The 23,096-nt window shown below is 52.1% G+C and carries 17 protein-coding genes; 11 read left to right on the forward strand and 6 right to left on the reverse strand.

Going from position 1 to position 23,096, the window contains the following annotated elements:
• The first annotated feature begins 379 nt into the window (after positions 1-379).
• The 4 genes from pdhR (at position 380) to lpdA (ending at position 7,507) form a co-directional block, all read left to right on the forward strand.
• Complete coding sequence (pdhR, locus tag G434_RS05555) at positions 380-1,144, forward strand: pyruvate dehydrogenase complex transcriptional repressor PdhR (protein WP_000331776.1); 765 nt, start codon at positions 380-382, stop codon at positions 1,142-1,144.
• Positions 1,145-1,304: 160 nt separating this feature from the next.
• Entirely contained in the window at positions 1,305-3,968 is a 2,664-nt protein-coding gene (aceE, locus tag G434_RS05550; protein WP_000003820.1) for a pyruvate dehydrogenase (acetyl-transferring), homodimeric type, read from the forward strand.
• A 14-nt stretch (positions 3,969-3,982) separates the two neighbouring features.
• The gene (gene aceF / locus G434_RS05545) at positions 3,983-5,875 is read left to right on the forward strand and encodes a pyruvate dehydrogenase complex dihydrolipoyllysine-residue acetyltransferase (protein WP_000963535.1); all 1,893 of its coding nucleotides are present in this window, start codon (positions 3,983-3,985) and stop codon (positions 5,873-5,875) included.
• A gap of 207 nt (positions 5,876-6,082) precedes the next feature.
• Entirely contained in the window at positions 6,083-7,507 is a 1,425-nt protein-coding gene (gene lpdA / locus G434_RS05540; protein WP_000102485.1) for a dihydrolipoyl dehydrogenase, read from the forward strand.
• Between the two features lie 70 nt (positions 7,508-7,577).
• Here lpdA and G434_RS05535 read toward each other — a convergent pair whose 3' ends face one another.
• Positions 7,578-9,431 (reverse strand): DUF3300 domain-containing protein, encoded by a 1,854-nt coding sequence (locus G434_RS05535; protein ID WP_000784407.1) that lies wholly within the window; start codon positions 9,429-9,431, stop codon positions 7,578-7,580.
• A gap of 354 nt (positions 9,432-9,785) precedes the next feature.
• Between G434_RS05535 and acnB the strand changes: the two genes are divergently transcribed.
• The gene (acnB, locus tag G434_RS05530) at positions 9,786-12,383 is read left to right on the forward strand and encodes a bifunctional aconitate hydratase 2/2-methylisocitrate dehydratase (protein WP_001303793.1); all 2,598 of its coding nucleotides are present in this window, start codon (positions 9,786-9,788) and stop codon (positions 12,381-12,383) included.
• 196 nt (positions 12,384-12,579) lie between these two features.
• Positions 12,580-12,942, forward strand: a complete 363-nt coding sequence (gene yacL, locus G434_RS05525; protein ID WP_000384306.1) for a protein YacL — start codon at positions 12,580-12,582, stop codon at positions 12,940-12,942.
• A gap of 37 nt (positions 12,943-12,979) precedes the next feature.
• On the opposite strand, the gene speD is transcribed toward yacL, so the two are convergent.
• From speD to G434_RS05510, 3 genes are all read right to left on the reverse strand, one after another.
• Positions 12,980-13,774 carry an adenosylmethionine decarboxylase gene (gene speD, locus G434_RS05520; RefSeq protein WP_000734287.1) on the reverse strand — a complete coding sequence of 265 codons (795 nt, stop codon included), beginning with the start codon at positions 13,772-13,774 and terminating at the stop codon, positions 12,980-12,982.
• A gap of 15 nt (positions 13,775-13,789) precedes the next feature.
• Positions 13,790-14,656 carry a polyamine aminopropyltransferase gene (gene speE, locus G434_RS05515; protein ID WP_000818414.1) on the reverse strand — a complete coding sequence of 289 codons (867 nt, stop codon included), beginning with the start codon at positions 14,654-14,656 and terminating at the stop codon, positions 13,790-13,792.
• Positions 14,657-14,761: 105 nt separating this feature from the next.
• A complete protein-coding gene (locus G434_RS05510; RefSeq protein ID WP_001295568.1) occupies positions 14,762-15,109 on the reverse strand; it encodes a YacC family pilotin-like protein in 348 nt (115 codons plus the stop codon).
• Positions 15,110-15,274: 165 nt separating this feature from the next.
• Here G434_RS05510 and cueO point away from each other — a divergent pair, with 165 nt between their 5' ends.
• Positions 15,275-16,825 carry a multicopper oxidase CueO gene (gene cueO / locus G434_RS05505; RefSeq protein ID WP_001189657.1) on the forward strand — a complete coding sequence of 517 codons (1,551 nt, stop codon included), beginning with the start codon at positions 15,275-15,277 and terminating at the stop codon, positions 16,823-16,825.
• Between the two features lie 46 nt (positions 16,826-16,871).
• On the opposite strand, the gene gcd is transcribed toward cueO, so the two are convergent.
• A complete protein-coding gene (gene gcd, locus G434_RS05500; protein ID WP_001309217.1) occupies positions 16,872-19,262 on the reverse strand; it encodes a quinoprotein glucose dehydrogenase in 2,391 nt (796 codons plus the stop codon).
• A 205-nt stretch (positions 19,263-19,467) separates the two neighbouring features.
• On the opposite strand from gcd, the gene hpt reads away from it, so the two are divergent.
• Complete coding sequence (hpt, locus tag G434_RS05495; protein ID WP_000683335.1) at positions 19,468-20,004, forward strand: hypoxanthine phosphoribosyltransferase; 537 nt, start codon at positions 19,468-19,470, stop codon at positions 20,002-20,004.
• 40 nt (positions 20,005-20,044) lie between these two features.
• Here the strand turns inward: hpt and can are convergent, their stop codons facing one another.
• Complete coding sequence (gene can, locus G434_RS05490; protein WP_000651599.1) at positions 20,045-20,707, reverse strand: carbonate dehydratase; 663 nt, start codon at positions 20,705-20,707, stop codon at positions 20,045-20,047.
• A 108-nt stretch (positions 20,708-20,815) separates the two neighbouring features.
• Here can and G434_RS05485 point away from each other — a divergent pair, with 108 nt between their 5' ends.
• The 3 genes from G434_RS05485 to G434_RS05475 all read left to right on the forward strand — a co-directional run bounded on the left by G434_RS05485 (position 20,816) and on the right by G434_RS05475 (position 23,054).
• The gene (locus G434_RS05485; protein ID WP_000150637.1) at positions 20,816-21,742 is read left to right on the forward strand and encodes an ABC transporter ATP-binding protein; all 927 of its coding nucleotides are present in this window, start codon (positions 20,816-20,818) and stop codon (positions 21,740-21,742) included.
• Entirely contained in the window at positions 21,739-22,509 is a 771-nt protein-coding gene (locus G434_RS05480; protein WP_000972203.1) for an ABC transporter permease, read from the forward strand. The genes G434_RS05485 and G434_RS05480 overlap by 4 nt, the downstream gene beginning before the upstream one ends.
• 104 nt (positions 22,510-22,613) lie before the next feature.
• Entirely contained in the window at positions 22,614-23,054 is a 441-nt protein-coding gene (locus G434_RS05475; protein WP_000901998.1) for a PTS sugar transporter subunit IIA, read from the forward strand.
• Positions 23,055-23,096 lie beyond the last annotated feature (42 nt).

The raw sequence follows: 23,096 nt of genomic DNA on the forward strand, positions 1-23,096 counted from the left end.
CGCTTTATGCATGGTTGAAGATGAGTTGCTTAAAAAGAAACCGTTTGTAAAGCTCAGCCTCAACCCCTCTCAATATGTATAATGAATTTAAATTCGTTTTAATTGAATTAAAAATCACAAAATTGGTAAGTGAATCGGTTCAATTCGGATTTTTATAGTTTAATAATCGTTAAAAAACCCCTTTCCTACGTAAAGTCTACATTTGTGCATAGTTACAACTTTGAAACGTTATATATGTCAAGTTGTTAAAATGTGCACAGTTTCATGATTTCAATCAAAACCTATATGGACATAAGGTGAATACTTTGTTACTTTAGCGTCACAGACATGAAATTGGTAAGACCAATTGACTTCGGCAAGTGGCTTAAGACAGGAACTCATGGCCTACAGCAAAATCCGCCAACCAAAACTCTCCGATGTGATTGAGCAGCAACTGGAGTTTTTGATCCTCGAAGGCACACTCCGCCCGGGCGAAAAACTCCCACCGGAACGCGAACTGGCGAAACAGTTCGACGTCTCCCGTCCCTCCTTGCGTGAGGCGATTCAACGTCTCGAAGCGAAGGGCTTGTTGCTTCGTCGCCAGGGTGGCGGCACTTTTGTCCAGAGCAGCCTATGGCAAAGCTTCAGCGATCCGCTGGTGGAGCTGCTCTCCGACCATCCTGAATCACAGTATGACTTGCTCGAAACACGACACGCCCTGGAAGGTATCGCCGCTTATTACGCCGCGCTGCGTAGTACCGATGAAGACAAGGAACGCATCCGTGAACTCCACCACGCCATAGAGCTGGCGCAGCAGTCTGGCGATCTGGACGCGGAATCAAATGCCGTACTCCAGTATCAGATTGCCGTCACCGAAGCGGCCCACAATGTGGTTCTGCTTCATCTGCTAAGGTGTATGGAGCCGATGTTGGCCCAGAATGTCCGCCAGAACTTCGAATTGCTCTATTCGCGTCGCGAGATGCTGCCGCTGGTGAGTAGTCACCGCACCCGCATATTTGAAGCGATTATGGCCGGTAAGCCGGAAGAAGCGCGCGAAGCATCGCATCGCCATCTGGCCTTTATCGAAGAAATTTTGCTCGACAGAAGCCGCGAAGAGAGTCGCCGTGAGCGTTCTCTGCGTCGTCTGGAGCAACGAAAGAATTAGTGATTTTTCTGGTAAAAATTATCCAGAAGATGTTGTAAATCAAGCGCATATAAAAGCGCGGCAACTAAACGTAGAACCTGTCTTATTGAGCTTTCCGGCGAGAGTTCAATGGGACAGGTTCCAGAAAACTCAACGTTATTAGATAGATAAGGAATAACCCATGTCAGAACGTTTCCCAAATGACGTGGATCCGATCGAAACTCGCGACTGGCTCCAGGCGATCGAATCGGTCATCCGTGAAGAAGGTGTTGAGCGTGCTCAGTATCTGATCGACCAACTGCTTGCTGAAGCCCGCAAAGGCGGTGTCAACGTAGCCGCAGGCACCGGTATCAGCAACTACATCAACACCATCCCCGTTGAAGAACAACCGGAGTATCCGGGTAATCTGGAACTGGAACGCCGTATTCGTTCAGCTATCCGCTGGAACGCCATCATGACGGTTCTGCGTGCGTCGAAAAAAGACCTCGAACTGGGCGGCCACATGGCGTCCTTCCAGTCTTCCGCAACCATTTATGATGTGTGCTTTAACCACTTCTTCCGTGCACGCAACGAGCAGGATGGCGGCGATCTGGTTTACTTCCAGGGCCACATCTCCCCGGGCGTTTACGCTCGTGCTTTCCTGGAAGGTCGTCTGACTCAGGAGCAGCTGGATAACTTCCGTCAGGAAGTTCACGGCAATGGCCTCTCTTCCTATCCGCACCCGAAACTGATGCCGGAATTCTGGCAGTTCCCGACCGTATCTATGGGTCTGGGTCCGATTGGTGCTATTTACCAGGCTAAATTCCTGAAATATTTGGAACACCGTGGCCTGAAAGATACCTCTAAACAGACCGTTTACGCCTTCCTCGGCGACGGTGAAATGGACGAACCGGAATCCAAAGGTGCGATCACCATCGCTACCCGTGAAAAACTGGATAACCTGGTCTTCGTTATCAACTGTAACCTGCAGCGTCTTGACGGCCCGGTCACCGGTAACGGCAAGATCATCAACGAACTGGAAGGCATCTTCGAAGGTGCTGGCTGGAACGTGATCAAAGTGATGTGGGGTAGCCGTTGGGATGAACTGCTGCGTAAAGATACCAGCGGTAAACTGATCCAGCTGATGAACGAAACCGTTGACGGCGACTACCAGACCTTCAAATCGAAAGATGGTGCGTACGTTCGTGAACACTTCTTCGGTAAATATCCGGAAACCGCAGCTCTGGTTGCAGACTGGACTGACGAGCAGATCTGGGCGCTGAACCGTGGCGGTCACGATCCGAAGAAAATCTACGCTGCATTCAAGAAAGCGCAGGAAACCAAAGGCAAAGCGACGGTAATCCTTGCTCATACCATTAAAGGTTACGGCATGGGCGACGCGGCTGAAGGTAAAAACATCGCGCACCAGGTTAAGAAAATGAACATGGACGGCGTGCGTCATATCCGCGACCGTTTCAATGTGCCGGTGTCTGATGCAGATATCGAAAAACTGCCGTACATCACCTTCCCGGAAGGTTCTGAAGAGCATACCTATCTGCACGCTCAGCGTCAGAAACTGCACGGTTATCTGCCAAGCCGTCAGCCGAACTTCACCGAGAAGCTTGAGCTGCCGAGCCTGCAAGACTTCGGCGCGCTGCTGGAAGAGCAGAGCAAAGAGATCTCTACCACTATCGCTTTCGTTCGTGCTCTGAACGTGATGCTGAAGAACAAGTCGATCAAAGATCGTCTGGTACCGATCATCGCCGACGAAGCGCGTACTTTCGGTATGGAAGGTCTGTTCCGTCAGATTGGTATTTACAGCCCGAACGGTCAGCAGTACACCCCGCAGGACCGCGAGCAGGTTGCTTACTATAAAGAAGACGAGAAAGGTCAGATTCTGCAGGAAGGGATCAACGAGCTGGGCGCAGGGTGTTCCTGGCTGGCAGCGGCGACCTCTTACAGCACCAACAATCTGCCGATGATTCCGTTCTACATCTATTACTCGATGTTCGGCTTCCAGCGTATCGGCGATCTGTGCTGGGCGGCTGGCGACCAGCAAGCGCGTGGCTTCCTGATCGGCGGTACTTCCGGTCGTACCACCCTGAACGGCGAAGGTCTGCAGCACGAAGATGGTCACAGCCACATTCAGTCGCTGACTATCCCGAACTGTATCTCTTACGACCCGGCTTACGCTTACGAAGTTGCTGTCATCATGCATGACGGTCTGGAGCGTATGTACGGTGAAAAACAAGAGAACGTTTACTACTACATCACTACGCTGAACGAAAACTACCACATGCCGGCAATGCCGGAAGGTGCTGAGGAAGGTATCCGTAAAGGTATCTACAAACTCGAAACCATTGAAGGTAGCAAAGGTAAAGTTCAGCTGCTGGGCTCCGGTTCTATCCTGCGTCACGTCCGTGAAGCGGCAGAGATCCTGGCGAAAGATTACGGCGTAGGTTCTGACGTTTATAGCGTGACCTCCTTCACCGAGCTGGCGCGTGATGGTCAGGATTGTGAACGCTGGAACATGCTGCACCCGCTGGAAACACCGCGCGTTCCGTATATCGCTCAGGTGATGAATGACGCTCCGGCAGTGGCATCTACCGACTATATGAAACTGTTCGCTGAGCAGGTCCGTACTTACGTACCGGCTGACGACTATCGCGTACTGGGTACTGATGGCTTCGGTCGTTCCGACAGCCGTGAGAACCTGCGTCACCACTTCGAAGTTGATGCTTCTTATGTCGTGGTTGCGGCGCTGGGCGAACTGGCTAAACGTGGCGAAATCGATAAGAAAGTGGTTGCTGACGCAATCGCCAAATTCAACATCGATGCAGATAAAGTTAACCCGCGTCTGGCTTAAGAGGTAAAAGAATAATGGCTATCGAAATCAAAGTACCGGACATCGGGGCTGATGAAGTTGAAATCACCGAGATCCTGGTCAAAGTGGGCGACAAAGTTGAAGCCGAACAGTCGCTGATCACCGTAGAAGGCGACAAAGCCTCTATGGAAGTACCATCTCCGCAGGCGGGTATCGTTAAAGAGATCAAAGTCTCTGTTGGCGATAAAACCCAGACCGGCGCACTGATTATGATTTTCGATTCCGCCGACGGTGCAGCTGACGCTGCACCTGCTCAGGCAGAAGAGAAGAAAGAAGCAGCTCCGGCAGCAGCACCAGCGGCTGCGGCGGCAAAAGACGTTAACGTTCCGGATATCGGCAGCGACGAAGTCGAAGTGACCGAAATCCTGGTGAAAGTTGGCGATAAAGTTGAAGCTGAACAGTCGCTGATCACCGTAGAAGGCGACAAGGCTTCTATGGAAGTTCCGGCTCCGTTTGCAGGCACCGTGAAAGAGATCAAAGTGAACGTGGGTGACAAAGTGTCTACCGGCTCGCTGATTATGGTCTTCGAAGTCGCGGGTGAAGCAGGCGCGGCAGCTCCGGCGGCTAAACAGGAAGCAGCTCCGGCAGCGGCCCCTGCATCAGCAGCTGGCGTGAAAGAAGTTAACGTTCCGGATATCGGCGGTGACGAAGTTGAAGTGACCGAAGTGATGGTGAAAGTGGGCGACAAAGTTGCCGCTGAACAGTCACTGATCACCGTAGAAGGCGATAAAGCTTCTATGGAAGTCCCGGCTCCGTTTGCAGGCGTCGTGAAGGAACTGAAAGTCAACGTTGGCGATAAAGTGAAAACTGGCTCGCTGATTATGATCTTCGAAGTTGAAGGCGCAGCGCCTGCGGCAGCTCCTGCGAAACAGGAAGCGGCAGCGCCGGCTCCGGCAGCAAAAGCTGAAGCTCCGGCAGCAGCACCGGCTGCGAAAGCGGAAGGCAAATCTGAATTTGCTGAAAACGACGCTTACGTTCACGCGACTCCGCTGATCCGCCGTCTGGCACGCGAGTTTGGCGTTAACCTGGCGAAAGTGAAGGGCACTGGCCGTAAAGGTCGTATCCTGCGCGAAGACGTTCAGGCTTACGTGAAAGAAGCTATCAAACGTGCAGAAGCGGCTCCGGCGGCGACTGGCGGCGGTATCCCAGGCATGCTGCCGTGGCCGAAGGTGGACTTCAGCAAGTTTGGTGAAATCGAAGAAGTGGAACTGGGCCGTATCCAGAAAATTTCTGGTGCGAACCTGAGCCGTAACTGGGTGATGATCCCGCATGTTACTCACTTCGACAAAACCGATATCACCGAGCTGGAAGCGTTCCGTAAACAGCAGAACGAAGAAGCGGCGAAACGTAAGCTGGATGTGAAGATAACCCCAGTTGTCTTCATCATGAAAGCGGTTGCTGCAGCTCTTGAGCAGATGCCTCGCTTCAACAGTTCGCTGTCGGAAGACGGTCAGCGTCTGACCCTGAAGAAATACATCAACATCGGTGTGGCGGTGGATACCCCGAACGGTCTGGTTGTTCCGGTATTCAAAGACGTCAACAAGAAAGGCATCATCGAGCTGTCTCGCGAGCTGATGACTATTTCTAAGAAAGCGCGTGACGGTAAGCTGACTGCGGGCGAAATGCAGGGCGGTTGCTTCACCATCTCCAGCATCGGCGGCCTGGGTACTACCCACTTCGCGCCGATTGTGAACGCGCCGGAAGTGGCTATCCTCGGCGTTTCCAAGTCCGCGATGGAGCCGGTGTGGAATGGTAAAGAGTTCGTGCCGCGTCTGATGCTGCCGATTTCTCTCTCCTTCGACCACCGCGTGATCGACGGTGCTGATGGTGCCCGTTTCATTACCATCATTAACAACACGCTGTCTGACATTCGCCGTCTGGTGATGTAAGTAAAAGAGCCGGCCCAACGGCCGGCTTTTTTCTGGTAATCTCATGAATGTATTGAGGTTATTAGCGAATAGACAAATCGGTTGCCGTTTGTTGTTTAAAAATTGTTAACAATTTTGTAAAATACCGACGGATAGAACGACCCGGTGGATAATGGGCGTCATAAAAAAAACGTCAGACCCGCCGGAGATAAATATATAGAGGTCATGATGAGTACTGAAATCAAAACTCAGGTCGTGGTACTTGGGGCAGGCCCCGCAGGTTACTCCGCTGCCTTCCGTTGCGCTGATTTAGGTCTGGAAACCGTAATCGTAGAACGTTACAACACCCTTGGCGGTGTTTGCCTGAACGTCGGCTGTATCCCTTCTAAAGCACTGCTGCACGTAGCAAAAGTTATCGAAGAAGCCAAAGCGCTTGCTGAACACGGTATCGTCTTCGGCGAACCGAAAACCGATATTGACAAGATTCGTACCTGGAAAGAGAAAGTGATCAATCAGCTGACCGGTGGTCTGGCTGGTATGGCGAAAGGCCGCAAAGTCAAAGTGGTCAACGGTCTGGGTAAATTTACCGGGGCTAACACCCTGGAAGTTGAAGGTGAGAACGGCAAAACCGTGATCAACTTCGACAACGCGATCATTGCAGCGGGTTCTCGCCCGATCCAACTGCCGTTTATTCCGCATGAAGATCCGCGTATCTGGGACTCCACTGACGCGCTGGAACTGAAAGAAGTACCAGAACGCCTGCTGGTAATGGGTGGCGGTATCATCGGTCTGGAAATGGGGACCGTATACCACGCGCTGGGTTCACAGATTGACGTGGTTGAAATGTTCGACCAGGTTATCCCGGCAGCTGACAAAGACATCGTTAAAGTCTTCACCAAGCGTATCAGCAAGAAATTCAACCTGATGCTGGAAACCAAAGTTACCGCCGTTGAAGCGAAAGAAGACGGTATTTATGTGACGATGGAAGGCAAAAAAGCACCCGCTGAACCGCAGCGTTACGACGCCGTGCTGGTAGCGATTGGTCGTGTGCCGAACGGTAAAAACCTCGACGCAGGCAAAGCTGGCGTGGAAGTGGACGACCGTGGTTTCATCCGCGTTGACAAACAGCTGCGCACTAACGTACCGCACATCTTTGCTATCGGCGATATTGTCGGTCAGCCGATGCTGGCACACAAAGGTGTTCACGAAGGTCACGTTGCCGCTGAAGTTATCGCCGGTAAGAAACACTACTTCGATCCGAAAGTTATCCCGTCCATCGCCTATACCGAACCAGAAGTTGCATGGGTGGGTCTGACCGAGAAAGAAGCGAAAGAGAAAGGCATCAGCTATGAAACTGCCACCTTCCCGTGGGCTGCTTCTGGTCGTGCGATCGCTTCCGACTGCGCAGACGGTATGACCAAGCTGATTTTCGACAAAGAATCTCACCGTGTGATCGGTGGTGCGATTGTCGGTACTAACGGCGGCGAGCTGCTGGGTGAAATCGGCCTGGCAATCGAAATGGGTTGTGATGCTGAAGACATCGCACTGACCATCCATGCGCACCCGACTCTGCACGAGTCTGTGGGCCTGGCGGCAGAAGTGTTCGAAGGTAGCATTACCGACCTGCCGAACCCGAAAGCGAAGAAGAAGTAATTTTTCGTTTGCCGGAACATCCGGCAATTAAAAAAGCGGCTAACCACGCCGCTTTTTTTACGCCTGCATTTTACCTTTCCATTCTCCTTGCTCCACGCTCAGACAACCGTTCCCGTATCGCTGACCGTTGCTCGTTATTCAGCCTGGCAGTACGGTTACTGTCGTTTAGACGTTGCGGGCGGCTCTCCTGAACTTTCTTCCGAAAAACCTGACGTTGCTCAGGTGATGCTGATTGAACACGCTGGCGGGCGTTATCACGTTGCTGTTGGTTCAGTGGGCGCTGCTGTACTTTTTCCTTAAACACCTGGCGCTGCTCTGGTGATGCGGACTGAATACGCTCACGCGCTGCCTCTTTTCGCTGCTGGTTCTGCGGGTTAGTCTGCATTTTCTCGCGAACCGCCTGGCGCTGCTCAGGCGAGGCGGACTGAATACGCTCACGCGCTGCCTCTCTTCGCTGCTGGATCTGCGGGTTAGTCTGCATTTTCTCGCGGACTGCCTGGCGCTGCTCAGGAGAGGCCGACTGATAACGCTGACGAGCGGCGTCCTTTTGTTGCTGGGTCAGTGGTTGGCGACGGCTGAACTCGCGGAAGTCGTCATAGCTCCCATAATGTTCCGCTTCATTAAATCGCTGTGCCGCAGCCTGACGTTGAGTATCTCGCGTAATGACTGGCGCAGTGTGTGTTCGTTGCTGAAACTGACTTGCTGCTGCCTGACGCTGACTGTCGCGCGATAGAGCAGGTAACTGCGTGGCGCTCATGCCGCCGTTGACATCGGTTTGGTGAAACCGCTTTGCCATATCCTGATCATGATAGGGCACACCATCACGGTAGTTTGGATTGTGCCGCCATGCCATATTGTTATCAGTAAGATGCTCACCGGTGATACGGTTGAAATTGTTTACGTCGATATTGATGTTGTCGCCGTTGTGTTGCCAGCCATTACCGTCACGATGACCGCCATCGTGGTGGTGATAATCATCATCGTCATGATGATGATGGTCATGATCGTCGTCATCCCAGTCGATGCTGCTGAATAGCGCGTACGTGGTAGCAACGCCCATGCTATAGCCGAATCCGCGCACAAAGCTGTCAACAAACGGTTCTCCGGCTGGTGGTGGCAGATAAACTGGCGGATAAGCGGTATTGGCCCAACTGCCGTAAACCACGTTTGGGTTGTAGTTCGGAATATAAACCACATCCGGATTGGCTGGCTCAATGGTTATTACGGTCGGTGCAGGTTCTGCGACGACGGGGCTGGACGTAGAAACGGTATTTGATTGTGTGACAGGGGCGTTGGCGGGCTGATTTACCGGTACGACTTTTTTCGTTGTCGTGATGATCTTTTGTTCAGTTGATGACTTCAGCGAGCCGGTTTGTTGCGCCAGTTGCCGCAATCGCTGTACCGAGTCCATCACGTCCTGCGGCTGCGCCAGAAAAGCATCGCCCAGGTTTTGCACCCATTGCGGGTTTTCGCCCATCAATGCCATCAACTGTGGAAAGGCCACCAGTGATTTGACGCTGGCGTCCCAGGGCTGGTCAGATACCGCCTGAATAGCAGCATCGCCTTGTTTAAGTGGATTATCGTGCGACCATTGCACTGCTTGAGCAACGTTTGTCGGATAGGTTGATGCCATCAGCACCTGCGAAAGTAGGGCGTCGGGATACAGCGCGACGGGCGCGACCCATTGATCTATTTGTGCAGTGCTGAATGCAGATTTGACGACGGCGGGTGTTACGGGAGGTGCGGAAACCGTTGCAGGAAGCGTAACTGCGGAGATGTCAGGCGCATTCTGTTGTGTCGATTGCGCTTCCACAGGCGCTTCCACTGTGCGGCTTTTTATATATAGCCCGGCAGAGGCGGCACAAAGCCCGGCACTGCAAATTAGCGCCAGCACATGGGGTTTAAACGGCAAAGTCATTTTCATAATTCGGATCTCAAGGAAATCGCAATGGTCGGCGAACTGCCACCCGCAGGTGCTGAGAATCCGAGTATAAAGAGGCGGTAGTTTAAATTTTGACTAATCTTGGGATTCGTTGAGAAAGGTGATTATCACCATGCGAATTAACGAAGTTTTTACGGAGGGAAACAATCTCTAGACCATCCTTAACGATTCAGCCACTTTTTTATGTTGCTTTTTTGTAAACAGATTAACACATCGTCAAAATCCTGCTATTCTGCCCGTTGCGGTACTGGGCATTTACCCTACAAACTGCTGTCTCACAGGAGCGTGAAGAGAATCGCCTGCCGCACTATGACAATGAGAGCGAGGAGAACCGTCGTGCTAGAAGAATACCGTAAGCACGTAGCTGAGCGTGCCGCTGAGGGGATTGCGCCCAAACCCCTGGATGCAAACCAAATGGCCGCACTTGTAGAGCTGCTGAAAAACCCGCCCGCGGGCGAAGAAGAATTCCTGTTAGATCTGTTAACCAACCGTGTTCCCCCTGGCGTCGATGAAGCCGCCTATGTCAAAGCAGGCTTCCTGGCTGCTGTCGCGAAAGGCGAAGCCAAATCCCCACTGCTGACTCCGGAAAAAGCCATCGAACTGCTGGGCACTATGCAGGGTGGTTACAACATTCATCCGCTGATCGACGCGCTGGATGATGCCAAACTGGCACCGATCGCTGCCAAAGCACTTTCTCACACGCTGCTGATGTTCGATAACTTCTATGACGTAGAAGAGAAAGCCAAAGCAGGCAACGAATATGCGAAGCAGGTAATGCAGTCCTGGGCGGATGCCGAATGGTTCCTGAATCGCCCGGCACTGGCTGAAAAACTGACCGTTACCGTCTTCAAAGTCACAGGCGAAACCAACACCGATGACCTTTCTCCGGCACCGGATGCGTGGTCACGCCCGGATATCCCACTGCACGCGCTGGCGATGCTGAAAAACGCCCGTGAAGGTATTGAGCCAGATCAGCCTGGTGTTGTTGGTCCGATCAAACAGATTGAAGCTCTGCAACAGAAAGGTTTCCCGCTGGCGTACGTCGGTGACGTTGTGGGTACGGGTTCATCGCGTAAATCCGCCACGAACTCCGTTCTGTGGTTTATGGGCGATGATATTCCACATGTGCCGAACAAACGCGGCGGTGGTTTGTGCCTCGGCGGTAAAATTGCACCCATCTTCTTTAACACGATGGAAGATGCGGGTGCACTGCCAATTGAAGTGGACGTCTCTAACCTGAACATGGGTGACGTAATTGACGTTTACCCGTACAAAGGTGAAGTGCGTAACCACGAAACCGGCGAACTGCTGGCGACCTTCGAACTGAAAACCGACGTGCTGATTGATGAAGTGCGTGCCGGTGGTCGTATTCCGCTGATTATCGGGCGTGGCCTGACCACCAAAGCGCGTGAAGCACTTGGTCTGCCGCACAGCGATGTGTTCCGTCAGGCGAAAGATGTCGCTGAGAGCGACCGCGGCTTCTCGCTGGCGCAGAAAATGGTAGGTCGTGCCTGCGGCGTGAAAGGCATTCGTCCGGGCGCGTACTGCGAACCGAAAATGACTTCTGTAGGTTCCCAGGACACCACCGGCCCGATGACCCGTGATGAACTGAAAGACCTGGCGTGCCTGGGCTTCTCGGCTGACCTGGTGATGCAGTCTTTCTGCCACACCGCGGCGTATCCGAAGCCAGTTGACGTGAACACGCACCACACGCTGCCGGACTTCATTATGAACCGTGGTGGTGTGTCGCTGCGTCCGGGTGACGGCGTAATCCACTCCTGGCTGAACCGTATGCTGCTGCCGGATACCGTCGGTACCGGTGGTGACTCCCATACCCGTTTCCCGATCGGCATTTCTTTCCCGGCGGGTTCTGGTCTGGTGGCATTTGCAGCCGCAACAGGCGTAATGCCGCTGGATATGCCGGAATCCGTTCTGGTGCGCTTCAAAGGCAAAATGCAGCCGGGCATCACCCTGCGCGATCTGGTACACGCTATTCCGCTGTATGCGATCAAACAAGGTCTGCTGACCGTTGAGAAGAAAGGCAAGAAAAACATCTTCTCTGGTCGCATTCTGGAAATTGAAGGTCTGCCGGATCTGAAAGTTGAGCAGGCCTTTGAGCTGACCGATGCGTCCGCCGAGCGTTCTGCCGCTGGTTGTACTATCAAGCTGAACAAAGAACCGATCATCGAATACCTGAACTCCAACATCGTCCTGCTGAAGTGGATGATCGCGGAAGGTTACGGCGATCGTCGTACCCTGGAACGTCGTATTCAGGGCATGGAAAAATGGCTGGCGAATCCTGAGCTGCTGGAAGCCGATGCAGATGCGGAATACGCGGCAGTGATCGACATCGATCTGGCGGATATTAAAGAGCCAATCCTGTGTGCTCCGAACGATCCGGATGACGCACGTCCGCTGTCTGCGGTACAGGGTGAGAAGATCGACGAAGTGTTTATCGGTTCCTGCATGACCAACATCGGTCACTTCCGTGCTGCGGGTAAACTGCTGGATGCGCATAAAGGCCAGTTGCCGACCCGCCTGTGGGTGGCACCGCCAACCCGTATGGACGCCGCGCAGTTGACCGAAGAAGGCTACTACAGCGTCTTCGGTAAGAGCGGTGCGCGTATCGAGATCCCTGGCTGTTCCCTGTGTATGGGTAACCAGGCGCGTGTAGCAGACGGTGCGACGGTGGTTTCCACCTCTACCCGTAACTTCCCGAACCGTCTGGGTACTGGCGCGAATGTCTTCCTGGCTTCTGCGGAACTGGCTGCTGTTGCGGCGCTGATTGGCAAACTACCGACGCCGGAAGAGTACCAGACCTACGTGGCACAGGTGGATAAAACTGCCGTTGATACTTACCGTTACCTGAACTTCAACCAGCTTTCTCAGTACACCGAAAAAGCGGACGGGGTGATTTTCCAGACTGCGGTGTAACAGCCTGAAAATAGCTCAGGTGTTCTCCTGAATACCTGACAAGTAACACTTCTTTAAACCCCCTTTCTGCTCAAGGAAAGGGGGTTTATTTTTATTCCTTATTCTTTTCCACCTTTTAATCTTGCATAGTGCTGCGATAATTAAACCTAAGGTGCAATGCAGTAATGGCGCATTGCCGGGAGCAGAGGAACACACTATGGATTACGAATTTCTGCGTGATATTACCGGAGTGGTAAAGGTGCGTATGTCCATGGGGCATGAAGTGGTCGGGCACTGGTTTAATGAAGAGGTGAAAGAAAACCTGGCCTTGCTTGATGAAGTGGAACAAGCAGCGCACGCACTGAAAGGTAGCGAACGGTCCTGGCAACGGGCAGGGCATGAATACACCCTGTGGATGGACGGTGAAGAGGTGATGGTTCGCGCCAATCAACTGGAATTCGCTGGCGATGAAATGGAAGAGGGGATGAACTACTACGACGAAGAAAGCCTGTCGCTATGCGGCGTTGAGGATTTTCTGCAGGTCGTGGCGGCTTACCGCAATTTCGTGCAGCAGAAGTAAATAAATCTGGCGGAGCCTGGGAGCTCCGCCAGAGCCGTTAAACAGCTGGCATATTGCGCCCGTAATAAATCTCGCGCATTTCTTTCCACAGCGCAGCGGTAATTTCCTGGCGCTCGCTGTCGGTTAAATCTTCCGGTTTGGTGTGGAACATGTAGTGCTTAAGGTCGAACTCTTTAAGCAACATCTTGGTATGGAAGATATTTTCCTGATAGACGTTTACATCCACCATGTCATACAGCGCCTTCATATCGTCAGACATAAAGTTCTGAATCGAATTAATCTCATGGTCGATAAAGTGCTTCATACCGTTAATGTCGCGAGTAAAACCGCGCACGCGATAATCAATGGTTACGATATCGGACTCAAGCTGGTGGATCAGGTAATTCAGCGCCTTCAGCGGAGAAATCACGCCGCAGGTAGAGACTTCAATATCGGCGCGGAAGGTACATAAACCACCTTCAGGATGACTTTCCGGGTAGGTATGTACGCAAATATGACTTTTATCGAGATGGGCAACGACCGTTTCTGGCAGTGGTCCGGGGTGTTCTGTTTTGTCGATAAGTTTCGGATCGACCGGTTCTTCACTCACCAGAATAGTGACGCTGGCACCCTGTGGTTCGTAATCCTGGCGGGCGATGTTAAGAATATTGGCCCCGATAATGGAACAGGTTTCTGACAGGATTTCGGTCAGACGGTTGGCATTATAGAGTTCATCGATATAAGCAATATAACCGTCGCGTTCTTCGGCAGTTTTGGCGTAGCAGATATCGTAAATACAAAAACTCAGACTTTTGGTCAGATTATTAAAGCCATGCAGTTTCAGTTTTTTCAATTTCTTATCTTCTCCTTAGGACGGCTGTGAAGCCAGTGCGTCTTGCAGATACTGGGGTAAGGCAAAAGCTGCCGTATGGACTGCCGGATTGTAATAACGGCATTTCAGGCCAGAAGCGAGAAAACGCGCCTGAATAATTTCGGTTGAGAGATGGCGTAAGGCGTCGTTATCTGTCGCCCATGCAAAGGTCATGATGCCGCCGTAATAGGTCGGGATCGCCGCCTGATAAAAGCCAACGTCGCTGAAGTAATGGCTGAGTTTGCGATGACTGTCGATAGCCTCTTCCTGCTGTAAAAAGCAGACGCCGTTTTGTGCGACGAAGATACCGCCAGGATTCAGGCAACGTTTGCAGCCTTCATAAAATGCTGAGGTGAACAGACTTTCGCCGGGACCGATAGGATCGGTGCAGTCGGAGATAATGACATCAAAGGTCTGGCTGGTTTGATTAACGAAATTGACGCCATCGTCGATCACCAGTTTAAAGCGCGGATCGTCGTAGCTACCGGCGTTATGGTTGGGTAGATACTGACGGCAGAACGACACGACACCCGCATCGATTTCCACCATCGTGATTGACTCAACGTTTTTATGTCGGGTTACTTCACGCAGCATGGCACCGTCGCCGCCGCCGATAATCAGCACATGTTTCGCGTGACCGTGGGCCAGTAGCGGAACATGGGTCATCATCTCATGATAGATAAACTCGTCGCGCTCGGTGGTTTGTACTACGCCATCCAGCGCCATTACGCGGCCAAATGCGGCGTTCTCAAAAATGATCAGATCCTGGTGATCGGTCTTTTCATGATACAGAACGTTATCTACCGCAAAGTACTGCCCAAACTGGTCGTGTAGCGTTTCATGCCACTGTTTTTTTTCGGCCATGGGTTGATACCTCCTTTGTTAACACCCGTAAAAAAAGGGCGCAACATAATAGCTAACATTGACCGCGGATGCACGGTCAATATTTCTACAAAAAGGTATCAGGGATTATTTGACGTAGGCAAGCAGGCTTAAGGAATCGCGAGCCAGGGCTTTGCACTTTTTAGCGACGGGAATGCCAATGCCGCTGAGATCGCGGTAGCTGTCTTCACCGAGGGCTTTCATGTCGAAGGTGTCGTAATTACTGAGATCCCACTGGTTTTGCTGGGCGAAAAAGACCAGTGCGCGACGAATTTGCCCGTTAGGTAAGTTCTGGTAACCACAATCGTTCTTCAGAAAGACAAAAACTGCCGTTAAATCGGCCATATCTTCGGCTTCAGACTCGCTGAGCGCGTAACTGTTTGCGCAGACGGCCATCAGGCTGCCGAATAACACTGTTCTGAAAAACGTCTTCATTGCTTCTACCAGGGGCTTAAAGAAGATAAACGTTAGCACACTGCGAGCGAGGCGACGACCATTATTGTCGATTAAATTGTGTCTGCGGCTTGACCTTCCCGTAAGGGGAAGGACTATGCTCAACGTTTGATTTTGTTTCACCTGCTTAAGAATAAGGAAATAACTATGCAACGTCGTGATTTCTTAAAATATTCCGTCGCGCTGGGCGTGGCTTCGGCTTTGCCGCTGTGGAGCCGCGCAGTATTTGCGGCAGAACGCCCAACGTTACCGATCCCTGATTTGCTCACGACCGATGCCCGTAATCGCATTCAGTTAACTATTGGCGCAGGCCAGTCCACCTTTAGCGGGAAAACCGCAACTACCTGGGGCTATAACGGCAATCTGCTGGGGCCGGCGGTGAAATTACAGCGCGGCAAAGCAGTAACGGTTGATATCTATAACCAACTGACGGAAGAGACGACGTTGCACTGGCACGGGCTGGAAGTACCGGGTGAAGTGGACGGCGGCCCGCAGGGAATTATTCCGCCAGGTGGCAAGCGCTCGGTGACGTTGAACGTTGATCAACCTGCCGCTACCTGCTGGTTCCATCCGCATCAGCACGGCAAGACCGGACGTCAGGTGGCGATGGGGCTGGCTGGTTTGGTGGTGATTGAAGATGACGAGATCCTGAAATTAATGCTGCCAAAACAGTGGGGTATCGATGATGTTCCGGTGATCGTTCAGGATAAGAAATTTAGCGCTGACGGGCAGATTGATTATCAACTGGATGTGATGACCGCCGCCGTGGGCTGGTTTGGCGATACGTTGCTGACCAACGGTGCAATCTACCCACAACACGCTGCCCCGCGTGGTTGGCTGCGCCTGCGTTTGCTCAATGGCTGTAACGCCCGCTCGCTCAATTTCGCCACCAGCGACAATCGCCCGCTTTATGTGATTGCCAGCGACGGTGGTCTGCTACCTGAACCGGTGAAGGTGAGCGAACTGCCGGTGCTGATGGGCGAGCGTTTTGAAGTGCTGGTGGAGGTTAACGACAACAAACCCTTTGACCTGGTGACGCTGCCGGTCAGCCAGATGGGGATGGCGATTGCACCGTTTGACAAGCCGCATCCGGTAATGCGGATTCAGCCGATTGCTATTAGTGCCTCCGGTGCTTTGCCAGACACATTAAGTAGCCTGCCTGCGTTACCTTCGCTGGAAGGGCTGACGGTACGCAAGCTGCAACTTTCTATGGACCCGATGCTCGATATGATGGGGATGCAGATGCTAATGGAGAAATATGGCGATCAGGCGATGGCCGGAATGGATCACAGCCAGATGATGGGCCATATGGGGCACGGCAATATGAATCATATGAACCACGGCGGGAAGTTCGATTTCCACCATGCCAATAAAATCAACGGTCAGGCGTTTGATATGAACAAGCCGATGTTTGCGGCGGCGAAAGGGCAATACGAACGTTGGGTTATCTCTGGCGTGGGCGACATGATGCTGCATCCGTTCCATATCCACGGTACGCAGTTCCGTATCTTGTCAGAAAATGGCAAACCGCCAGCGACTCATCGCGCGGGCTGGAAAGATACCGTTAAGGTAGAAGGTAATGTCAGCGAAGTGCTGGTGAAGTTTAATCACGAGGCACCGAAAGAACATGCTTATATGGCGCACTGCCATCTGCTGGAGCATGAAGATACGGGGATGATGTTAGGGTTTACGGTATAAAAAGACCGTATTCGGAAATATGCCCGGATCTCTCCGGGCATTATGGTTACTTCACATCATCCGGCAGCGCATAAGCCACAATATAGTCGCCCATCTTCGTACCAAATGAACCGTGACCGCCTGCGGAGATCACCACATACTGCTTACCATTCACTTCATAGGTCATTGGCGTAGCCTGACCACCCGCTGGTAAACGACCCTGCCACAGTTTTTCACCGTTGCTCATGTTGTAAGCGCGCAGGTAGTTGTCTGCCGTAGCGGCGATAAACAGCACGTTACCCGCCGTGGAGATTGGCCCGCCCAGCATCGGCATCCCCATATTGAACGGCACCGGAACCGGCATCGGGAACGGCATACTGTCCTGCGGAGTACCAATGCGTTTCTTCCACACCACTTCGTTGGTTTTCAGATCCAGCGCCGAAATATAGCCCCATGCTGGCTGTTTACACGGCAGACCAAAAGGTGAGAGGAACGGATTGAGCGTGACGCCATACGGTACACCGTACTGCGGCTGAATGCCGGATTCCGTACCCGTGCCTTTGGCGTCTTTCGGCTGCTCCATCGGGTTACCAGGACCGCGTGGGATCAGTTTCGAAACAAACGGCAGTGCCATTGGGTTGGCAATTGCCACTTCACGATTCGGATCAACGGAAATCCCGCCCCATTCGAACATCCCCAGGTTACCAGGGAAGACCAGCGTACCCTGTTCAGATGGCGGGGTGAAAATGCCTTCATAGCGCATCTGGTGGAACATCACGCGGCACACCAGCTGGTCAAACATGGTGGCTCCCCACATATCCGCACCGCTTAAATCTTTCGTCGGACGGAAGCTCAGTTCAGAGAACGGTTGGGTCGGGGTGACGTAATCGCCTTTCGCTGCACCTTGGGGAACCGGTTTTTCCGGGGCCGGAACCACCAGTTCACCATTACGACGATCGAGCACAAAAATGTTGCCGGTTTTCGCTGGAGCATAAATGACCGGAACCTTTTGACCGTTAACGGTGATGTCCGCCAGCGTCGGCTGTGCCGGAAGATCCATATCCCACAGGTCGTGGTGAACGGTCTGGTAGCTCCACGCCAGTTTCCCGGTAGTGGCATTCAGCGCCAGAATCGAGCTGGCATAACGTTCCTGTTCCGGTGTGCGATTACCGCCCCAGATATCCGGCGTGGTCACGCCCATCGGCAGATACACCAGATCCAGCTTCGCATCATAGGCCGCTGGTGCCCACGAGTTTGGCGAGTTAAAGGTAAAGGTGTGTTCGTCAGACGGGATTGCGTTAGGATCTTTCGCACCAGGATCAAAAGCCCACAACAGCTCCCCGGTGTTGACATCAAAACCACGGATCACGCCAGACGTTTCGCGGGTTGAGAAGTTGTCGGTGACTGAACCGGCCATCACGATGGTTTTATCGGTGATAATCGGCGGCGAAGTCGGCTCATACAGACCCGGCTTGGTGTCCGGCATATTGCTTTGCAGATTGAGCACGCCTTTATTAGCGAAGGTTTCGCACAGCTTGCCGTTTTCAGCGTTAATCGCAATCAGACGACCATCATTCACCGGAAGAATGATACGACGCGGGCAATCCGCCATCACTTCTGGCGAGGCAGTTTCTGCTTTGGCTTCATGATAAGAGACGCCACGACAGGTTACATGCTGGAAGGACTCGTTGGTTTTCAGCTCAGGATCGTAATGCCATTTCTCTTTACCGCTGGCGGCATCGAGCGCAAACAGGCGCTGGTGCGCAGTACACAGGTAAAGGGTGTCGCCCACTTTAATTGGCGTCACTTCATTGGTGATTTCACCCGGATCGTTCGGCTGCTTCACATCGCCAGTACGGAACACCCAGGCTTCTTTCAGCTTGTGAACGTTATCGGCGTTAATTTGTTTCAGAGGTGAAAAGCGTTGACCTTCCTGATTACGACCATAGGCAGGCCAGTCCTGATCGGCAACGGGGGAGATTGCTTCGGCAGGTGTGGCATCGGCGCTTAAGGTGCCGTTGATTTCCTGCGGATCGTTAAATCCCGCCCAGGTGAGGATTCCGCCACTAATCAGCAACGCCACCACCAGAGCGGCAACTGCGCCGCTGGCAGGAATGACCAGGCGACGCCAGACAAACGGCAGGATCAGCCAGATGCCGAAGAAGACCAGAATGTCGCTGCGCGGAGTCAGCGCCCAGAAGTCGAAACCAACTTCCCAGACGCCCCAAATCATGGTGCCGAGCAGCAGGGCGGCGTATAGCCAAAGCGCGGCGCGTTTACTGCGCCACAGCATCCAGGCGACGCCGAGCATCACAAGGCCAGCGATAGGGTAGTACCAGGAGCCGCCAATCGCGACCAGCCAGCCTCCGCCAATGAGTAGATACAGCCCGCAAAGCGCTGCAAAAAGGGCTGTTAGCGTGACGAGTAATCGTCGCGAGCCTGTATTGTTAATTGCCATAAAGAGACACCATTTCAATTCATTAATATTTTAGTAGCAATTAATTATAGGTTTTAACATGTGTGATCGTCATCACAATTCGAGCTTTATTAACAGATTCCGCGAATGAATAGTTTTACTGGTATACTGCGTGTCTTGCGCTTTGTTGCGGTGCCAAAACCTGCCCGTGCGAAGTGATTTGTTTTTAAATCATATGGTTAGAGATATGAAACATACTGTAGAAGTAATGATCCCCGAAGCGGAGATTAAAGCGCGTATCGCCGAACTGGGTCGTCAGATTACTGAGCGTTACAAAGACAGCGGCAGCGATATGGTGCTGGTGGGTCTGCTGCGTGGCTCATTTATGTTTATGGCGGACCTGTGTCGTGAAGTTCAGGTATCTCATGAAGTCGATTTTATGACCGCCTCCAGCTACGGTAGCGGCATGTCCACCACCCGTGATGTGAAAATCCTCAAAGATCTGGATGAAGATATCCGTGGCAAGGACGTGCTGATTGTTGAAGATATCATCGACTCGGGTAATACACTGTCGAAAGTGCGTGAGATCTTAAGCCTGCGCGAACCGAAGTCGTTGGCGATTTGTACGCTGCTGGATAAACCGTCCCGTCGTGAAGTGAACGTCCCGGTAGAATTCATCGGTTTCTCGATCCCGGATGAGTTTGTGGTGGGTTACGGCATTGATTACGCACAGCGTTACCGTCATCTGCCGTATATCGGCAAAGTGATTCTGCTGGACGAGTAAGTGTGAAGTTGCCGGATGTGTTGCATCCGGCATGGCATTTTTATTTGTGGTTGGCGTGTTTCAGCTTGAGATTGGAAATCCCGTGACGGTAACGTTGCTCAAGAGTTTCGCGGTTGGTCGCTGTGACATCCAGATCACGCAGCAAGCCGTCGTGAATGCCGTAGGCCCAGCCGTGAATGGTGACTTTCTGCCCGCGTTTCCACGCTGATTGCATAATGGTGGAGTGGCCCAGGTTATACACCTGTTCCATGACGTTCAGTTCACACAAGGTATCCAGACGGCGCTCTTGCGGCATTTCGCCGAGCAATGAGCTATGTTTGAACCAGATATCGCGGATATGCAGCAGCCAGTTGTTGATAAGCCCCAGTTCCGGGTTTTCAACTGCGGCTTGTACGCCGCCGCAACCGTAGTGACCACAGATAATAATGTGTTCAACTTCGAGTACATCCACTGCATACTGAACCACGGAAAGGCAGTTCAGGTCGGTGTGAATGACCAGGTTAGCAACATTACGGTGAACAAAGAGTTCGCCCGGCTCAAGACCGGTTAAACGTTCTGCAGGAACGCGACTGTCGGAACATCCAATCCATAGAAAGCGCGGTTTTTGCGCTTGTGCCAGTTTCTCAAAAAACCCGGGATCCTCTTCCACCAGCATTTTTGACCATAGTGCATTGTTGCTGATGAGTGTATCTATGTCTTTCATGGAGGTTAACGACCTGTAACCAAATAATTACGTTTGGCTAATATAGGGCAACTCCGGGACGATTTAAACCACAGATAAAGTGTAAGAACGTAAGGTAAGTAAAAATTTATGACCATTGCACTGGAACTTCAACAGCTTAAAAAAACCTATCCAGGCGGCGTTCAGGCGCTTCGTGGAATAGATTTGCAGGTCGAAGCGGGTGATTTTTATGCGCTTCTCGGGCCGAACGGGGCCGGGAAATCGACCACTATCGGTATTATCAGCTCTCTGGTAAATAAAACCTCCGGGCGGGTCAGCGTATTTGGTTACGATCTCGAGAAGGATGTCGTGAACGCTAAACGTCAGTTGGGACTGGTGCCGCAGGAATTTAACTTCAACCCGTTTGAAACCGTACAGCAAATTGTGGTGAATCAGGCAGGGTACTACGGTGTGGAGCGCAAAGAAGCGTACATCCGCAGCGAAAAGTATCTTAAACAGCTCGATCTATGGGGGAAACGCAACGAACGTGCGCGCATGTTATCTGGCGGGATGAAGCGCCGTTTAATGATTGCCCGTGCGTTAATGCATGAACCTAAACTACTGATTCTCGACGAACCGACCGCAGGCGTGGATATCGAACTTCGCCGCTCAATGTGGGGCTTTTTGAAGGATTTAAACGACAAAGGCACCACCATCATTCTCACCACACACTACCTGGAAGAAGCAGAAATGCTGTGCCGCAATATCGGCATTATTCAGCACGGTGAGCTGGTAGAAAATACTTCGATGAAGGCGCTGCTGGCGAAGCTGAAATCGGAAACCTTTATTCTCGATCTCGCACCGAAAAGCCCGTTACCGAAGCTCGATGGCTATCAGTATCGACTGGTCGATACCGCGACGCTGGAAGTTGAAGTGCTGCGTGAGCAGGGGATCAACAGCGTATTTACGCAGTTAAGTGAGCAGGGCATTCAGGTATTAAGTATGCGTAACAAAGCTAACCGTCTGGAAGAGCTGTTTGTTTCACTGGTTAATGAAAAACAAGGAGATCGCGCATGATGCATCTTTACTGGGTGGCACTAAAAAGCATCTGGGCGAAAGAGATCCATCGCTTTATGCGTATCTGGGTGCAGACGCTGGTGCCGCCAGTCATCACCATGACCCTTTACTTTATTATCTTCGGTAACCTGATTGGTTCGCGTATTGGCGATATGCATGGCTTCAGCTACATGCAGTTCATTGTACCGGGGCTGATCATGATGTCGGTGATTACCAACGCCTACGCTAACGTCGCGTCATCATTTTTTGGTGCCAAGTTCCAGCGTAATATTGAAGAGCTGCTGGTAGCGCCGGTTCCGACTCACGTCATTATTGCCGGATATGTCGGCGGTGGCGTGGCGCGTGGTCTGTTTGTTGGCATTCTGGTCACGGCAATTTCACTGTTTTTTGTGCCGTTTCAGGTGCATTCGTGGGTATTTGTCGCTTTAACGCTGGTGCTCACGGCGGTGTTGTTCTCCCTTGCGGGTTTGCTGAACGGCGTGTTTGCCAAAACGTTCGATGACATCAGCCTGGTGCCAACCTTTGTGTTAACGCCACTTACGTATTTGGGCGGGGTGTTTTACTCACTGACTTTGTTGCCGCCGTTCTGGCAAGGGCTGTCGCACCTGAACCCAATCGTTTATATGATCAGTGGTTTCCGCTACGGCTTCCTCGGTATCAATGATGTTCCGCTGGTCACTACCTTTGGCGTACTGGTGGTCTTTATTGTGGCGTTTTATTTGATCTGTTGGTCGCTGATCCAACGTGGACGTGGTTTGCGTAGCTAAGGCTATTTCCTCTCCTCTGGATTTGGGGGAGAGGAGTTTTGACGGCTATCACCCTTTATCAACAATGGTCAGGGTAGACTGATTTTCGGCTAAGGAGGAAGGCGATGTTAGGTTGGGTAATTACCTGTCACGATGACCGGGCGCAAGAGATACTGGATGCGCTGGAGAAAAAACATGGGGTGCTTCTTCAGTGCCGGGCCGTGAATTTTTGGCGCGGATTAAGCTCTAATATGCTCAGCCGCATGATGTGCGATGCTCTGCATGAAGCGGACTCTGGTGAGGGTGTCATCTTCTTAACCGATATAGCCGGAGCGCCACCGTATCGCGTGGCTTCATTATTAAGCCACAAACACTCCCGTTGCGAAGTGATTTCTGGCGTCACGTTACCGTTAATTGAACAGATGCTGGTCTACCGTGAAACGTTATCCAGCGCAGAGTTTCGCGAGCGTATTGTCGAACTGGGTGCGCCGGAGGTGAGTAGTCTTTGGCACCAGCAACAAAAAAATCCGCCTTTCGTCCTCAAACATAATTTGTATGAGTATTAACCCGCGATTCTGATGACGCTTTTGCTACAATAAAAGCGTTGT

The organism is Escherichia sp. KTE172 (genome assembly GCF_000408845.1).
Classification (GTDB): domain Bacteria; phylum Pseudomonadota; class Gammaproteobacteria; order Enterobacterales; family Enterobacteriaceae; genus Escherichia; species Escherichia coli.

Excerpts from the sequence above, each read along its gene's own strand:
- pdhR (WP_000331776.1), top strand. The coding sequence starts at position 380 with ATGGCCTACAGCAAAATCCGCCAACCAAAACTCTCCGATGTGATTGAG.
- cueO (WP_001189657.1), top strand. The coding sequence starts at position 15,275 with ATGCAACGTCGTGATTTCTTAAAATATTCCGTCGCGCTGGGCGTGGCT.
- lpdA (WP_000102485.1), top strand. The coding sequence starts at position 6,083 with ATGAGTACTGAAATCAAAACTCAGGTCGTGGTACTTGGGGCAGGCCCC.
- hpt (WP_000683335.1), top strand. The coding sequence starts at position 19,468 with ATGAAACATACTGTAGAAGTAATGATCCCCGAAGCGGAGATTAAAGCG.
- G434_RS05535 (WP_000784407.1), bottom strand. The coding sequence starts at position 9,431 with ATGAAAATGACTTTGCCGTTTAAACCCCATGTGCTGGCGCTAATTTGC.
- speE (WP_000818414.1), bottom strand. The coding sequence starts at position 14,656 with ATGGCCGAAAAAAAACAGTGGCATGAAACGCTACACGACCAGTTTGGG.
- aceF (WP_000963535.1), top strand. The coding sequence starts at position 3,983 with ATGGCTATCGAAATCAAAGTACCGGACATCGGGGCTGATGAAGTTGAA.
- gcd (WP_001309217.1), bottom strand. The coding sequence starts at position 19,262 with ATGGCAATTAACAATACAGGCTCGCGACGATTACTCGTCACGCTAACA.
- G434_RS05480 (WP_000972203.1), top strand. The coding sequence starts at position 21,739 with ATGATGCATCTTTACTGGGTGGCACTAAAAAGCATCTGGGCGAAAGAG.
- G434_RS05510 (WP_001295568.1), bottom strand. The coding sequence starts at position 15,109 with ATGAAGACGTTTTTCAGAACAGTGTTATTCGGCAGCCTGATGGCCGTC.
- G434_RS05475 (WP_000901998.1), top strand. The coding sequence starts at position 22,614 with ATGTTAGGTTGGGTAATTACCTGTCACGATGACCGGGCGCAAGAGATA.
- yacL (WP_000384306.1), top strand. The coding sequence starts at position 12,580 with ATGGATTACGAATTTCTGCGTGATATTACCGGAGTGGTAAAGGTGCGT.
- aceE (WP_000003820.1), top strand. The coding sequence starts at position 1,305 with ATGTCAGAACGTTTCCCAAATGACGTGGATCCGATCGAAACTCGCGAC.
- can (WP_000651599.1), bottom strand. The coding sequence starts at position 20,707 with ATGAAAGACATAGATACACTCATCAGCAACAATGCACTATGGTCAAAA.
- G434_RS05485 (WP_000150637.1), top strand. The coding sequence starts at position 20,816 with ATGACCATTGCACTGGAACTTCAACAGCTTAAAAAAACCTATCCAGGC.